This window comes from Bradyrhizobium sp. CCBAU 53340 (assembly GCF_015291645.1).
GTDB lineage: Bacteria > Pseudomonadota > Alphaproteobacteria > Rhizobiales > Xanthobacteraceae > Bradyrhizobium.
On sequence record NZ_CP030055.1, the window covers coordinates 4,559,583 to 4,574,818 of the forward strand.

Annotated in this window: 15 protein-coding genes; 9 read left to right on the forward strand and 6 right to left on the reverse strand. The window is 64.0% G+C overall.

Annotated features, from left to right (window positions below; genetic code table 11):
• The first annotated feature begins 41 nt into the window (after window positions 1-41).
• Together XH89_RS21765 and XH89_RS21770 are read left to right on the forward strand one after the other, a co-directional pair.
• On the forward strand, window positions 42-1,511 hold the full coding sequence (locus XH89_RS21765; protein ID WP_194462471.1) for a PLP-dependent aminotransferase family protein: 1,470 nt from the start codon (window positions 42-44) through the stop codon (window positions 1,509-1,511).
• Between the two features lie 80 nt (window positions 1,512-1,591).
• A complete protein-coding gene (locus XH89_RS21770; protein ID WP_194468574.1) occupies window positions 1,592-1,837 on the forward strand; it encodes a DUF6719 family protein in 246 nt (81 codons plus the stop codon).
• An 18-nt stretch (window positions 1,838-1,855) separates the two neighbouring features.
• Here the strand turns inward: XH89_RS21770 and XH89_RS21775 are convergent, their stop codons facing one another.
• Window positions 1,856-2,227, reverse strand: coding sequence for a hypothetical protein (locus tag XH89_RS21775; protein WP_194462472.1), 372 nt, complete (start codon window positions 2,225-2,227; stop codon window positions 1,856-1,858).
• 33 nt (window positions 2,228-2,260) lie between these two features.
• Window positions 2,261-2,425 carry a hypothetical protein gene (locus XH89_RS21780; protein ID WP_194462473.1) on the reverse strand — a complete coding sequence of 55 codons (165 nt, stop codon included), beginning with the start codon at window positions 2,423-2,425 and terminating at the stop codon, window positions 2,261-2,263.
• Between XH89_RS21780 and XH89_RS21785 the strand changes: the two genes are divergently transcribed.
• Entirely contained in the window at window positions 2,424-2,816 is a 393-nt protein-coding gene (locus tag XH89_RS21785) for a hypothetical protein (RefSeq protein ID WP_194462474.1), read from the forward strand. The genes XH89_RS21780 and XH89_RS21785 overlap by 2 nt on opposite strands.
• A 9-nt stretch (window positions 2,817-2,825) precedes the next feature.
• Entirely contained in the window at window positions 2,826-3,041 is a 216-nt protein-coding gene (locus XH89_RS21790; RefSeq protein ID WP_371825167.1) for a hypothetical protein, read from the forward strand.
• Here the strand turns inward: XH89_RS21790 and XH89_RS21795 are convergent.
• Window positions 3,031-3,579, reverse strand: coding sequence for a CreA family protein (locus XH89_RS21795; RefSeq protein WP_194462475.1), 549 nt, complete (start codon window positions 3,577-3,579; stop codon window positions 3,031-3,033). The two genes, XH89_RS21790 and XH89_RS21795, sit on opposite strands and share 11 nt — an antisense overlap.
• 208 nt (window positions 3,580-3,787) lie before the next feature.
• Here XH89_RS21795 and XH89_RS21800 point away from each other — a divergent pair, with 208 nt between their 5' ends.
• The 4 genes from XH89_RS21800 to XH89_RS21815 all read left to right on the forward strand — a co-directional run bounded on the left by XH89_RS21800 (window position 3,788) and on the right by XH89_RS21815 (window position 7,933).
• Window positions 3,788-5,515 carry a L,D-transpeptidase gene (locus XH89_RS21800; protein ID WP_194462476.1) on the forward strand — a complete coding sequence of 576 codons (1,728 nt, stop codon included), beginning with the start codon at window positions 3,788-3,790 and terminating at the stop codon, window positions 5,513-5,515.
• 92 nt (window positions 5,516-5,607) lie between these two features.
• Window positions 5,608-6,177 carry a glutathione peroxidase gene (locus XH89_RS21805; RefSeq protein ID WP_194462477.1) on the forward strand — a complete coding sequence of 190 codons (570 nt, stop codon included), beginning with the start codon at window positions 5,608-5,610 and terminating at the stop codon, window positions 6,175-6,177.
• A gap of 177 nt (window positions 6,178-6,354) precedes the next feature.
• Window positions 6,355-7,374, forward strand: a complete 1,020-nt coding sequence (locus tag XH89_RS21810) for a polysaccharide deacetylase family protein (protein WP_194462478.1) — start codon at window positions 6,355-6,357, stop codon at window positions 7,372-7,374.
• A 7-nt stretch (window positions 7,375-7,381) separates the two neighbouring features.
• Window positions 7,382-7,933, forward strand: coding sequence for a dihydrofolate reductase (locus XH89_RS21815; protein WP_194462479.1), 552 nt, complete (start codon window positions 7,382-7,384; stop codon window positions 7,931-7,933).
• Between the two features lie 3 nt (window positions 7,934-7,936).
• Here the strand turns inward: XH89_RS21815 and XH89_RS21820 are convergent, their stop codons facing one another.
• Window positions 7,937-8,389, reverse strand: coding sequence for a DoxX family membrane protein (locus XH89_RS21820; protein WP_194462480.1), 453 nt, complete (start codon window positions 8,387-8,389; stop codon window positions 7,937-7,939).
• A gap of 270 nt (window positions 8,390-8,659) precedes the next feature.
• Window positions 8,660-10,972 carry an NADP-dependent malic enzyme gene (locus XH89_RS21825; RefSeq protein ID WP_194462481.1) on the reverse strand — a complete coding sequence of 771 codons (2,313 nt, stop codon included), beginning with the start codon at window positions 10,970-10,972 and terminating at the stop codon, window positions 8,660-8,662.
• 246 nt (window positions 10,973-11,218) lie between these two features.
• Here XH89_RS21825 and XH89_RS21830 point away from each other — a divergent pair, with 246 nt between their 5' ends.
• Window positions 11,219-13,192 carry a hypothetical protein gene (locus XH89_RS21830; protein ID WP_194462482.1) on the forward strand — a complete coding sequence of 658 codons (1,974 nt, stop codon included), beginning with the start codon at window positions 11,219-11,221 and terminating at the stop codon, window positions 13,190-13,192.
• A 168-nt stretch (window positions 13,193-13,360) separates the two neighbouring features.
• On the opposite strand, the gene aspS is transcribed toward XH89_RS21830, so the two are convergent.
• Entirely contained in the window at window positions 13,361-15,133 is a 1,773-nt protein-coding gene (gene aspS, locus XH89_RS21835; RefSeq protein WP_194462483.1) for an aspartate--tRNA ligase, read from the reverse strand.
• Window positions 15,134-15,236 lie beyond the last annotated feature (103 nt).

Here is a 15,236-nt window from a genome sequence, read left to right on the forward strand (position 1 = left end):
CAGTTGTAGCGGCGCATTTGGTCTGCGATAGTGCCAATTCCATGCAAAAAATTCCGACCAATTCTGTCGCGGCGGGCAAAGCCGAATTGCCGCTCGATCTCGCCGGCCCCCACATCACCGCCGGCGCCTCCTCTGCGCACCGGCTGTACCAGGCGCTGTGCGAGATGATTGTCTCCGGCCTGGTAAAACCTGGCGAGGCGCTGCCGTCGTCGCGCACGCTGGCCAAGCAAACCGGCTTCCGGCGCAACGCCGTCGTCACCGCCTATGAGCGCCTGATCGCCGACGGCTTTGCACAGGCCACCGTGGGGTCTGGCACGTTCGTCGCCGCGCGCATCCCGGGCCGCACCGCCGCGTCGAAGAAGCCGAAGGCGATCGTTGAGGCGCCGCAGCAAGGCATACTCGCGCTCGGCTGCACCCATATCGACGAGCGCGCGCTGCAACGCTTCCGCGCCTTCGTCGGCCGGCGCATGCGCGCCTTCGGCAGCGAGCATCTGCACTATGGCGATCCGCGCGGTAGCCGCGAGCTGCGGGTTGCGATCGCCGATCATCTGCTGTCGGCGCGAGGCCTGCGCTGCGACCCCGACCAGATTATGCTGACATCGGGCACACTGCACACGCTGCGCATTGCTCTCAGCGCGATCCTGAAGGCCGATGATCAGGTCTGGTGCGAGGATCCCGGCTATCCCATTGCCCGCAGAACCATCACGCAGTGCGGCTATCGCACCGTGCCGATTCCCGTCGACGCGCACGGCCTGCAAGTCGCCAGGGGCCGCTCGCTCGCACCGGCCGCGCGCGCGGCCTATGTCACGCCGTCGCACCAGTTTCCGTTGGGCGTGCAGATGTCGATGCCGCGCCGGCTCGAGCTGCTCGACTGGGCCAGGCAGGCGGGCGCCTTCGTGTTCGAGGACGATTACGACAGCGAGTTCCGCTATGACGGCGCGCCGCTGATGTCGCTGGCCGGCATCGATCATCTCCAGCGCGTGATCTACATGGGCACCTTTGCCAAGACGCTGTTTCCGGGCCTGCGCATTGGGTATTGCGCCCTGCCCGAACGTCTGGTCGGCGATGTCACGGCCGCGCGCACCACGCTTGACCGCTTTCCCGGCACGTTGATGGAAGGTGCGGTCGCCGACATGCTGAATTCCGGCGCGTTTGCGGCCAACCTGAAGCGTGTCAGAAAGCTGTATCGTGAGGCACGCGATGCACTGGCTGAGACGCTTGAAGCAGCCTCGGATGGTGCGCTGACAGTCCCGGTGCCGTCGCAGGGCCTGCACCTCGTGGCACGATTCGATCCATCGGTTGCCCCCGCGGTGGCAGCCGAGGCGAAGCAGGCGACAGGTGCCGAGGGCTGGCTGCTCGCCGACACCTATGCGCGGGCGCGCCCCCTACCCGGCTTCGTGCTTGGATTTTCGGGGCACGCGGTTCCGCGTCTGGTCGCCGCCGCAGAGCGGCTGGCGGGAGAAGCGCGCGCCGCCTTGCGCCGCAATGGCAAATCCGCCCGGCGGGCGTGACGAAGGTTCACTGTCAGAATCGCCGCCCGCTTCGTACCATCGCGGCATCGATTCCAGGATCCCTCATCATGTCACTTGCCATGTCGCTTGGCCGCCCAACCTGTCTCTCGCTGCTGATCTCCGTCGCGCTTGCCTCAACGGCACACGCGACGACAGTCGGGCGCGAGCAGGATATCGTCGACCTCAAGCTCGGTCAGCGCGTGCAGGTGGATGACGGAACCTGCCCGGCCGGCCAGATCAAGGAAGTGCGTGGTTCGAAGATGACTGATCGGGGCGTCGTGCGAACCGCCTCCTGCGTGCCCCGGTTCGGTCCCAAGACCAAGTAACCAGTCGCAATAGCGACGCTAGGAACGATCCTTCGCCGGATCGAACATGCACTGCAAGGTCGGCTTGGCAATCTTGGTGAAGGTCGCGCCGATCTCACTTTGCTTTGCTGCAGGCACCCAATCGGTTTCGATCGTCGGCACACCGGTCTCGCTGATGCCACGCAGCAGCGCCTCGCGCAGGTCGCGATCCTCGACGACGGCCGCGGCATGATCGTGCAGACAGCCGCACACCTCTTCCGGATGCTCCCAGCGCCCGAGCATGCGGGGGGCGCATTGCCGCACGAATTCGGTACGCGGGTCCGGCAACCGGCTCGGCGCGCGTACTTGCGCCTCAACGGAACTCATCGTCAGAAGGGAGAGGAACGCCGCGGCGCAGGGACGAAGGGACATGATGGCTTTTGTCGGCTGATTTTCTTGTTGTGATCAGAAACGTGCCGCCAGGACAATCGACTGCGGCGCCGTAGTGGTGACCGGCGAGCCGGAATACCGGAAGGTTCCGATACCGGGCAGATTGCCGTCCGGCGCACCGGCGAGCGAGGAACCGGCGAGCACGAAGCTGAAGGCAAGGAGGAAGCTGAGCGCGCGCATGGATTTCTCTCCGAAATGCGTCGCCGGCGGAGCCGCCGTCGTCGTTGTGACGCTGATAACCATCAGCGGTTTCTCCCGTGATGCGCCCAAAGCCCAAAATGGTTTCGTTCCCGATGAGAATTGTTTCGTCGCCGGCCCCGCGACGAAACAATTCCCGGAAAACATCAATCATTTCATGCCGGACGCGTGGCGGTTTGAACCCGCTTGGAAACAAGCGTCCGATCTGGTTGAAGCAGCGCGGTCACATCCGCGACGTCAGCGCTTCACATGCATTTTACGGTTTTCTGCTGAAGGTCAGCCAACGAAGACCGGTCCCGCACGTGAACCCCGAATCGCCCGGGCACGACCGAAGCCTTCGAAAACCGAAGGGCCCGTCATCAACCGGGCATAGAGTTGAGGGATGGCCATCATGATGGCGCAAGATCGCGCAACGATGCGCGACGCGGCGCAGCCCACGGACCGCGCCGATCGACCGATCGGCCACCGCACCGGCGCGCCCGGCGCGATGGCACAACAATCAGGCCGCGGCCACGAGGCCGCGCCGCAGGCGTTCGTGCGGCTGAGCGGTTCGCATCTTGCGCGACCGCGCAGCGGCCGTGATTCCATCACTGAGTGAAGAAGTCCCCGCACTTCTGGACGTTCGCATCGGCCGGCCCCCACGGCATGATTGGCACCGTCGAAGTCGAGTTCTTCGGCGATCCCTCGATCAGCTTGTCCGAATAGACCATATAGACCAGCACATTGCGCTTGGCGTCACAGCCTCGCACGATCTGCATCTTCTTGAAGAAGAGCGAGCGGCGCCTGCGGAACATGTCGTCGCCCTGCTCCATCTTGTCCTTGAACTTGATCGGACCGATCTGCCGGCAGGCCAGCGAGATATCCGAGACCTCTTCGGCAAGACCGAGCCAACCTTTGAAGCCTCCCTTCTCCGGCACCGTGAAATGACAGGCCACGCCCTCGACCTCGGGATCGTCGAGGCCGTAGGTCGCGAGCTTGTCATTGGGACTCATCCACTTGAAGACAGTGGAACGGCGGAAGATCAGATCCGGCTCGTCGGCGGCGGAGGCGGACGCGACGGGCGCAACCAACAGCAACAGAAATAAAGCGAAGTCTTTCAAGCGGATGCGCGAAAGACCGGGGAAACGAGATGACATGAAGCTCTCCGGTAACAAGTCCTGACAATGTAGGCATGGGCCGGCCAATCAGGAAGGCGACGGGAGCCGGCCGCGGCCGCCGTTTACCGCTCCGTGAGGCTTTTTTGCTACGTCTTGGACAAAAGTAGCTGATGGCAGAACCACCATGCTGGTGAACGCGTATCCCCTCTGCGACACTAACTTCTGATTTGGATTGTGGATTCGAGGAATGAATAGCGTGAACGGGTCCCCTTTTTCGGCCGCGCCTGTAAGGCTGTGGCAGGTCGCGATTTTGGCGGCAGCGGGGGCGATCGGAACGGCAAGCCAGGCGGAGGCAGCGTTCTACTATTATTCGGATTACTCGGACGGATCCTACGGACGGCAGCAGCCGTACGTCGAGGAGCCGCGACTGAAGCCGCAGAAACGCGGCTCGGCAGCCGCAAAGAACAAGAAAGAGACCGTCGTCGAGAAAGAGACCGGCGCGAAACCGCAAGGTCCGCTCGTCATCGTCGTCTCGATCGACCGTCAGAAGGTCACTATTTACGACTCCAACGGCGTGTTCGCGGAGTCGCCGGTGTCGACCGGCATGAAGGGTCACTCGACGCCGATGGGCGTGTTCAGCGTCATCCAGAAGCACAAATTCCACCACTCCAACATCTATAGCGGCGCGCCGATGCCGTACATGCAGCGGATCACCTGGTCCGGCGTCGCCATGCATGCCGGCGTATTGCCGGGCTATCCGGCCTCGCACGGCTGCATCCGCATGCCGATGGCGTTCGCGGTGAAGATGTGGAACTGGACCAAGATGGGCGCGCGCGTGATCGTCACGCCCGGCCAGATGACCCCGCAAAGCTTCTCGCATCCGATGCTCGCTTCGCTGCGTGTCCCGCCGCAGCCCGCAGCAAGCCTCGAGCCGACGACGAGCGTCGGCGATAAGGCGGACAAGGGCGCGTCCGAAGCCAAGGTTACGGACACCAAGCCTGCCGAGACCAAGTCTCCAGAGACGAAGACCGCCAGCGCCGACGGCGTGCTCGAGTTGCGTTCCACGGTCGGCCACACCGTGATGTCGGATGTGACGACGGGCAATGCGGCGACTCGTGAGGAAGCCGCAACGACCGAGGATAAGACCGGCACCAAATCCGCCAACGCGTCCGAGCCGATCAAGCAGCCCGCGGCGGCTGCGAAGACGGACGAAGCGGCCAAGCCCACCGACACAGTAAGCACTGAAGCGAAGCCCGCCGAGGCTGCGGAAACGCCCAAGGCGACGCCGGACGACAAGGCCGAGGCCGCAAAGTCCAAGCCTTCAGATGCTCCGAAGGCCGACGCGCCGAAGGCAGAAGCAGCTGCGGAGCCTGCCAAATCCGAGCCGGTCAAATCCGAGCCTGCCAAGGATTCGGCGGCGACGGCAATTGCACCCGCACAAGCCGCTTCGCCGGACGCAAAGAATGATCAGACCCGCATCGCCGATCCTGCGCCGTCCGTGAAGCCGGACCTGCCGAAGCGAGCTGGCCAGATTGCCGTGTTCATCAGCCGCAAGGATTCCAAGCTCTATGTGCGGCAGAACTTTGCACCGCTGTTCGATGTGCCCGTGACGATTGCGGCAAGCGACCGACCACTCGGCACCCACGTTTTCACCGCCGAGATCGATAAGACCGATACCAACGCGCTGCATTGGTCGGTGGTGTCGCTGCCCGTCTCAGTCCGTGCCGCCGCGCGTGACGACGACGGCCGCCTGGTGCACCGTCAGCGTGGCGTCGCGGTGATCCCTGTCGCCGCAAAGCCGGTGATCACGCCTGATAGCCCGGCCGAAGCGCTGGATCGCATCACGATCCCCGCGGATGCCATGGCGAAGATCAACGAGATGCTCACCTCCGGCGGCTCGGTCATCGTCTCCGACCAGGGCATCAACCAGGGTGAAACCGGCGAAGGCACCGACTTCATCGTCCGGCTCTACTGAGACCAACGCCGGGTCCAATAACGTGGTGTTGAGCGGGCTTATCGAATCGGTGGGGTAAACTTCACCCCGGATCACATCCGGGGGACACCGCCATGCTGAACCGCAGGACCATGCTCGTCACGGCGCTTCTCGCGGCAACCAATTCGGCAACGCGCGCACGGGCCGATGCCGGGATGAGCCGGATTTCCGCCTACGCATTTTCGTTCCCCGCTCTGTCCGGCGACGACATCAGGCTCGCCGCCTTTACCGGCAAGCCATTGCTGGTCGTGAACACCGCCTCGCTGTGCGGATACACGCCGCAATATGCCGGCCTGCAGGAGCTCTGGAGCGAGTTTAGTGCGCGCGGCCTCACCGTGATTGGCGTGCCCTCCAACGACTTCGGCGGCCAGGAACCCGGCGGCACCAGCGAGATCTCGGAGACAGCACACCACCAATACGGCGTTACCTTCCCGATAGCCGCCAAGGCCGTTGTGGTCGGGGCGAAGGCACATCCGTTTTACAGATGGGCCGCCGAGGACCGGCCCAAGGAGGTTCCGCGCTGGAACTTCCACAAATATCTGATCGGCCGTGATGGCTATATCGCCGACGTGTTTCCCTCCGCCGTGGAGCCTGTCGACACCCGGATCAAGACTGCAATTGCCAGAGCCTTGGCCGATAGTTGAGGTGGCTTGCTCGAACGGGCCTGGGCACAATTGCGGCGAAGCGCCAAACAGCCGTTGCAATGGCGATAGAGCACCATCTAGGCTAGGATGAAAGTTAAGATAATCTTGGGCAGGAAGGTTTTGGCCGGAGGCGAAAAGCCGCGGCGGAACAACGGGATCAATCTCGAGGACAACACCATGCGTGTGGCGGCAGGACTGATTTTGGCAAGCGCGATGTCTGTTGCGCTGACAGGCGCGGCATGGTCGCAGACCCCGGCTGCAAAACCCGCAGCCGCCACCCAGGCCGCGCCCGCAGCAGCACCGGCTGCAGCCGCAGCTCCAGCAGCCGCAGCCCCGGCAGCAGCTGCAGTCCAACCGAGCGCCGCCTTCCCGCCTCCGCCGCAACAGGCGCCGCAGCCGGCGCGCGCCGCCTGCAACAATCCGAACGCACTCGGCGTCGCCCGCACCGTGGAGATCGACACCACCGGCGGTCCCGGCTTCGGCTTCGAGCATTTCAAGGAGCTCGACTTCCTGCGTGACAAGGAGGTCGTCCTGACCTTCGACGACGGTCCCTGGCCGCGCAACACGCCTGCCGTGCTGAAGGCGCTCGCCGACCAGTGCACCACCGGCATCTTCTTCTCGATCGGCAAGCACGCCACCTACGAGCCGGAGATCCTGAAGCAGGTCTACGCGGCCGGTCACACCATCGGCACCCACACCTGGTCGCACGCCAACCTCAACGACAAGAAGCTGAACGAGGCGCAGCGCAAGGACGAGATCGAGAAGGGCATCAGCGCGGTGAAATGGGCGCTCGGCGGTATCTCGCCCGCGGCATTCTTCCGCTTCCCGGCGCTGCAACATCCGCCGGAGATGGTCACCTATCTCGGCAACCGCAACGTCGCGATCTTTTCCTGCGATATCGACTCCTTCGACTTCAAGGCGTCGAAGCCCGAGAAGGTGATCGAGAACGTGATGAAGAAGCTCGATAACAAGGGCAAAGGCATCATCCTGATGCACGACTTCCAGAAGCACACAGCGGAGGCGCTGCCCGAGCTTCTGAATCGCCTCAAGGCCGGCGGCTACAAGATCGTGGCGATGCGCGCCAAGGCGCCGGTCGCCTCGCTCCCCGAATACGACCAGGAGCTGATGAAGGACGTCAAGCTGCCGACCGTGAGCACGCGCCCGGTCAATTCCGTGGTGACGACCGTTTCCGAATAGTCGTCACTTGTCGTTTCATTTCGAAGGCTACGTCATCGTCTCGGCGGACGGCATGCTGGCCGACGCCGGCCACGTCATGCCCGACAGTCTGAAGTTCGAAGGCGACAAGCTGTTCTTCGAGCAGGCGCTCGATGGCACCGCGCTGATCGTGCACGGCCGCAACTCGCATGAGCAGCAGCCGAACTCGCCCAAGCGCAAGCGGCTGATCCTGACCCGCAGGATCAAGGCCCTCACCGTCGATCCGGATATGCCGAACGCGACGCTGTGGAATCCGGAGCATGCGAGCTTCGAGGAGGCCAGCGCCTTTGCCGACGTCGCCTCGGGGCGGGTCGCCATCATCGGCGGCCCCGCCGTGTTCGAGATGTTCATGGACCGCTACGACACGTTCTGGCTCTCGGAAGCCCCGCATGTGCGGTTGCCCGGCGGCGAAGGCTGCTTCGTCGATGTGCCCAAGCGGACGCCACACGACGTGCTGAGATCACATGGGATGAATCCGGGCACGCCGTACATGCTCGACGCCGCGAATGATGTGACTGTTACGCCGTGGCGGCGGGACTAGCGCTTACATGTCGCCGTAGGCGGCCTCAGCCGGACGGGTCACGCGGCCATAGCCCATGATCATGAACAGCGCGCCGATAATCGAGAGGTTCTTCAGCGCGTCGACCACCATCGCCGCATTTTCAGGCGCCGCCTGATTCCAGAAGTCGGAGAACAGGACGGTCGAGACCGCGATGTAGATGATCATCAGCATCGCGAAGAAGCGCGCGCCGAAATTCAGCGCGATCATCAATCCAGCCAGAATCTGCAGCCCAGCGAGCGCAATCGCGAGCAGCTGCGGCGTGGTCATCGCAGTCGCGGTCTCCAACTGCTTGGCATAGGGCGCGACCACATCGGGCACCACGAGCTTGCCGGCGATGGAGTCGGCCGTCGCCTGGAGGGGGAAGAACTTGGTCGCGCCCGTGTAGATGAACAGCACGGCGAACAGGATTCGCCCGAAAGTCACGAACGCTGGCATGATCGGCCTCTTTGCAAAGCGCTAAGCACGGGACGCCTGCCGATTATGGAGAGTCCGATTGCGGTTTTCAAACGGGGAAATGGAAAACTGAAAGTTATTCAAAAGCGGTGGCGTGTTTCCTAGCAAGAGCCACGACCACAACTGTCTCAGCGTCATGGCCGGGGTTGACCCGGCCATCCACGACTTGCTCAGCGGCACGAAGGTCGTGGATGCCCGGGTCAAGCCCGGGCATGACGAATTCGCGGAACGAGCGGCCCCTTAAACGGAGAGCTACGTAAACAACGTCGGCTGCTGTCGGGCCGCACGCTCCTGCGCTTCGACCACGGCGACCGCCGTCATGTTGAGGATGCCGCGTGCGGTCACCGAGGGGGTGAGGATATGCGCGGTCCGCGCCGGGCCGATCAGGATCGGGCCGACCGGCAACGCATCCGCCAGCGACTTGATCATCTGATAGGCGACGTTGGCGGTGTCCAGCGTCGGCATGATCATGATGTTGGCCTCGCCCTCCAGCTTGGAGTGCGGCAGCACCATGCGGCGCGCCGCGGCGGAGAGCGCGGTGTCGCCCTGCATCTCGCCGTCGGCCTCGATCTCCGGATGCTTCTCCTTCAAGAGCTGGGTCGCCCGCCGCATCTTGCGCGACGACTCCGTGTCGTAGCTGCCGAAATCGGAATGCGAGACGAAGGCGATCTTCGGCTTGATGTTGAAGCGCTGGACGTGGACCGCAGCGAGCGAGGCGATCTCGGCAAGCTCTTCCGCGCTCGGATTGGGCCTCACTTGCGTGTCGGCGATGAAGAACGCGCCCTTGCTGGTGATCAGCAGAGCCAGCGCCGCGTAGTCGCTGACGCCGGGCGAGAAGCCGACGATCTCGCGCACATGACGCAGATGGCTCATATAGCGGCCCTCGACGCCGCAGAGCATCGCATCGGCCTCCCCGCGTGTCACCGCGAGCGCAGCGATGACAGTGTTATTGGTGCGCACCACCGTGCGCGCCGCATCCGGCGTCACGCCGTGGCGGCCGGCGACCTCGACATAGGACTGCACGTAGGAGCGGTAGCGCGGATCATCCTCGGGATTGACGAGGTCGAAATCCTTGCCCGCCTTGATCGACAGGCCGAAACGCTTGATGCGCGCCTCGACCACCGAGGGACGGCCGACCAGGATCGGCGTCGCCAGCTTCTCCTCCAGCACCACTTGCGTGGCGCGGAGCACGCGCTCGTCCTCGCCTTCGGCGTAGATCACGCGTACCGGCTGGGTCTTGGCCTTGGCGAACATCGGCTTCATGACGAGGCCGGAACGGAAGGCAAAGCGCTCCAGCAGCGCGCGATATTCGTCGAAATTGGTGATGGGGCGCGTCGCGACGCCTGATTCCATCGCCGCCTTCGCGACCGCCGGTGCAATACGCAGGATTAGCCGTGGGTCAAAGGGGCTGGGGATCAGCGAGCCCGGCCCGAAGCCGCCGGCCTCGCCGGTATCGAGGCTACCCTGGGAGACGGCGTCCGACGGCGCCTCACGCGCGAGCTGCGCGATGGCCTCGACAGCGGCGTGCTTCATCTCCTCGTTGATGGCGCTGGCGCCGACATCGAGCGCGCCGCGGAAGATGAAGGGGAAGCAGAGGACGTTGTTGACCTGGTTCGGATAGTCCGAGCGCCCGGTGCAGATCATGGCGTCGGGACGCACGGTGCGCGCTTCCTCCGGCATGATCTCAGGCGTCGGGTTGGCAAGCGCCATGATGAGGGGCTTCTCGCCCATGGCCTTGGCCATCTCCGGCTTGAGCACGCCCGGTGCGGAAAGGCCGATGAAGATGTCGGCGCCGCCGATGACGTCGCCAAGCGTGCGCTTGTCGGTCTTCTGCGCATAGACCGCCTTCCAGCGGTCCATCGAGGTGTTGCGGCCCTCGTGCACGAGGCCGTCGATGTCGCAGACCCAGATGTTCTTGCGCTGCGCGCCCATCGACACCAGGAGGTTCAGCGTCGCAATCGCGGCGGCCCCTGCCCCCGACGCCACGATCTTGACCTCCGACAGCTTCTTGCCGTTCAGGCGGAGACCGTTGGTGATGGCGGCGGCGACGATGATGGCGGTGCCGTGCTGGTCGTCATGGAAGACCGGGATCTTCATGCGCTCCTTCAGCCGCGCCTCGATCTCGAAGCACTCCGGTCCGCGGATGTCTTCCAGATTGATGCCGCCGAAGGTCGGCTCGAGCGCCGCCACCGTCTCGACCACGCGGTCGATGGTGTCGGCGGCGATCTCGATGTCGAACACGTCGATGCCGGCGAATTTCTTGAACAGGACGGCCTTGCCCTCCATCACCGGCTTGGAGGCCAGCGGGCCGATATTGCCGAGGCCGAGCACCGCGGTACCGTTGGAGACGACGGCGACCAGATTGGCGCGGGTGGTCAGGGTCGCGGCTTCCGCCGGGTTCTTGGCGATCTCGGTGCAGGCGGCGGCAACGCCCGGAGAATAGGCCAGCGCGAGGTCGCGCTGGTTGGCGAGCGGCTTGCTCGCCTGGATCTCGAGCTTTCCGGGGCGCGGCAGACGGTGATAGGCCAGCGCCGCCTGGTGGAGATCATCAGAATAGGACGACATGCGGTCTCTTGCCTCGCTTTACCGGCCTCAAAATGCCTCATCCGGAGCGACCATCCAAGCGGATGGTATTTCCGGGTCATGGAAACCGGATGAAGCACGGCCGAAGGCCCGGTGGCAACATCCGATTGCGCCCCCATCAACAGGGCCAGCCGCCAAATATCTGATAGCGCTAGCTTTCCCTGGACCTTGCGACCTTTCCCGAATATGGCAGGTTGCGCGGCGCACAACGAGCAACTGGAGCTGGGAATGAAGCGGATCCTGATCGGCCTGATCGTTGCAGCCGTGCTCGCCGTGGGCGGATGGTTCGGCTTCAACCTCTATGTTCAGCACCGGGCCACCAGCGAGGTCGAGGCGACGTTCGAGCAGATCCGCGCAGGTGGAGGCAAGGCGAGCCACGGGAAAATCGGGTTCGACCTGATGAGCCGGACGCTGACCATCGACGACATCGCGATCACGCCCGGCAGCCAGCCGCAAGCGCAGATCAAGATCGCCGGCATCAAGGGCACCGGTGTTCGCCAGATAGACGACACCAGGTTTTCGGCCGACAGCATCGATCTGTCGGATACGGAAATCAAATACAGCAGCGTCATGGGCGAGACGAAGCTGAATGCCGTCTACAAGGTTCCACAGCTTACGGTGCGCGACTATTCCGGCGCGGTTCGCATTCAGGGTTCGCTGGCATCAGACTCGTTGATCGATCTGTACCGATTTGTTCTCGAGCAATTCGTCAGCGTCACCGCGTCATCGGTTGTGGCACCGACCATCAGCGCCTCCGTCACCCCCGAAACGGGCAAATCGGGCAGCGGTGGTACCGAGATCACCTATTCCGGCGTGACGATACTGAACATCAACCGCGGCAAAGTCGATGCCGCCAAGGTTGACCGCACCGTTCACATCGTAAGCCTGCAACAGCCGGGCAAATCCGAAAAGCTTACGCTCGAGCTCTCGAACACGACCACCGACGATTTCGATGCAACGGCATTGGCCACCGCCCTGGACCCCAAGAGGGTCAATGATGACAGCTATCACCGGATCTACAGGCAAATCTCGGCAGGGCCCTATGTGATGACCTCAGCGCAAGGGATACGCGCACAGATCGACAGGTTCAGCATCAACGACATCGCCCTGCAGCCGTCCAAGCTCCAGTTGACCGACATCCGGGCCTTGATGAAGGACGGTTCCAGGCCGCCGACGCCGACGGAGACACGGCAGGCGCTGGAGCAGTTCGCCGCGCTCTTCGAGGGCGTGCGTGTCGGCGAGGTCGGCGTCGGCAAAGTTTCGGTCAGCACGCCGCAAGGGACCGCCAACCTCAACGCCATCAGATACGCAAACGGCGAGTTCGCGCTGGAAGGCCTCGATGCACCCGCGCCGCAAGGTCAGTTCAAAATGGAGCGCTTCGCGCTGAAGTCCTTCAGCCTGCCGAACCTGATGCGCTGGGCAGCCAGCTTCACCAATCCTGGACAGCCGCCTTCGCCGGACCAGATGCTTGCCCTCTTCCGCGTGCTCGAAGGTGTCGAGATAAAGGGTGTGGTTACGCCCTACAAGAACTCCAGGCTGGGCACGATCGACACGCTCAGCCTGAACTGGGGCCAGTTGGTCGGCTCAATCCCCAGCAAAGCCAGCCTCATCGCAAAGATGGTCGCCCCGATTGATCCGACCAATCCTACTCACATGCCGCTCGCCACCGCCGGCATCGACAAATTGGCTGTTGACCTCGATCTCGGTGCGGCCTGGACGGAGTCCTCGGGCGTTTTCGCGCTCGCGCCGGCCACGATCGATCTCGGCAATCTCGCCAGGGTGCAGGCCCGCTTCGCGCTAGCGAACGTGCCGCGCGGCCTGTTCACCACCGACCCGGTGCAGGCCATGAGCCAGGCCGAGCAGGTCGAAACCGGTGCGATCGAGCTGTCCTTGCGCGACAGCGGCGTCGTCGATCTGATCGTGGCGCAGTTCTCGCGGATGCAGAACCTCAGTCGTGATGCCGCGCGCAGCGCCATCGTCGAGATGATCCGCGCGCAGGGCGAGAAGATCGCGGCCTCCAATCTCGACGCCAAGGTCGCAGTCGATGCGCTCGCCGGCTTCGTCGAAACGTCGGGACAGACGCTCACCATCAAGCTGACCCCGCTCGGCAACGTGCCGGTGGTTCAGCTGATGGACGCCCTGAACCACGAACCGATCGTTGCGCTCGCGCAGTTCAGGATCGAGGCCTCGACGGGGTTGTAGGTCTCGTGTCCTGGACGCGCTGCAGCGTGCAACGCTGCTGCGCAGAGCCGGGACCCAGAACGATTGCTGTTTGCCGAGACATGGGCCCCGGCTCTGCAGCGCACCGCTGCTCCGGACGATGCTTCGCATCGCCGGGATAGCGCTGCGCTGCGTCCGGGGCCGAGCCCCTCACTTCTGCGGCAGGTTGACCCGCACATGCAGCTCGCGGAGCTGTTTTGTGGTGGCTTCCGACGGGGCGCCCATCAGGAGGTCCATGGCCTGCTGGTTCATCGGGAACAGCGAGATCTCGCGCAGGTTCGTGGTGCCACAGAGCAGCATCACGATGCGGTCGACACCCGCGGCCATGCCGCCATGCGGCGGCGCGCCGTACTGGAAGGCGCGGTACATGCCGCCGAAGCGGTCGACCACTTCCTGCTCACCGTAACCGGCGATCTCGAACGCCTTCACCATGGCTTCCGGCACGTGGTTGCGGATGCCGCCCGAGGCGATCTCGTAGCCGTTGCAGGTGATGTCGTACTGGAACGCCTTGATGGTCAGCGGATCCTGACCCTTCAGCGCTTCCAGGCCACCCTGCGGCATCGAGAACGGGTTGTGCGAGAAGTCGACCTTCTTGTCCTCCTCGTTGTATTCGTACATCGGGAAGTCGACGATCCAGGCGAGCTCGTACCGCTCCTTGTCGGTGAGGTTCAACTCCTCGCCGACCTTGTTGCGGGCAAGACCTGAGAACTTCCAGAACTTGTCGGGGTCACCGGCGACGAAGAAGGCGGCATCGCCTTCCTTGGTGCCGATCTGCGCGCGGATCGCAGCGGTGCGCTCCGGCCCGATATTGTTCGCGAGCGGACCTGCGCCCTCGCCGCCCTCGCGCCACATGATGTAGCCGAGGCCCGGCTGGCCCTCGCCCTGCGCCCACGAATTCATGCGGTCGCAGAAGGCGCGGCTGCCGCCGCCCGTCGCGGGAATTGCCCAGACCTGGTTCTTGGGATCCTCGAGCATGCGCGCGAACACCTTGAAGCCGGAGCCGCGGAAGTGCTCGGAGACGTCCTGCATCTCGATCGGGTTGCGCAGGTCAGGCTTGTCGCTACCGTATTTGCGCAGCGCTTCGGCGAACGGAATGCGGCGCCAGTTCTTCGTCACCGGCTTGCCCTTGGCGAACTCCTCGAACACGCCGGTGATCACAGGCTCCATCGCCGCGAAGACGTCTTCCTGCGTCACAAAACTCATCTCGACGTCGAGCTGATAGAACTCGCCCGGAAGACGGTCGGCGCGCGGGTCCTCGTCGCGGAAGCACGGCGCGATCTGGAAGTAGCGGTCGAAGCCGGACATCATCAGCAGCTGCTTGTACTGCTGCGGCGCCTGCGGCAGCGCGTAGAACTTGCCGGGATGGATGCGCGACGGCACCAGGAAGTCGCGCGCACCTTCCGGCGAGGACGCGGTCAGGATCGGCGTGTTGAACTCGAAGAAGCCCTGCCCCTCCATGCGCCGGCGCATCGACTTGATGATCTCGACGCGCGTCATGATGTTCCGGTGCAGCTTCTCGCGACGCAGGTCGAGGAAGCGGTACTTCAGGCGGATGTCTTCGGGGTATTCCTGGTCGCCGAACACAGGCAGCGGCAGATCGCCGGCCGGGCCCAGCACCTCGATCTCGCTGACATAGACTTCGACCTTGCCGGTCGGCAGATCGTCATTGTCGGTGCCCTCGGGGCGGCGGCGGACCTTGCCGTCCATCTTGACCACGAATTCCGAGCGCAGCTTTTCGGCCAGCGAGAACGCCGGCGAGTCCGGGTCGACCACACACTGGGTCAGGCCGTAATGGTCGCGCAAATCGATGAACAGCACGCCGCCATGGTCGCGAACGCGATGGACCCAGCCCGAGAGGCGGATGGTCTCGCCGATGTTGCTCTCGCGGAGCGCGCCGCATGTATGTGACCGGTAGCGATGCATGGTCGTCCCAAAATCAATGTCGGAGGAAGCGAATCGGACGGCCCATAACGACCGGTCCGAAGTTGCGGCAGGGTTTACCCGACGAGGCCGGGGGCGGCAACCA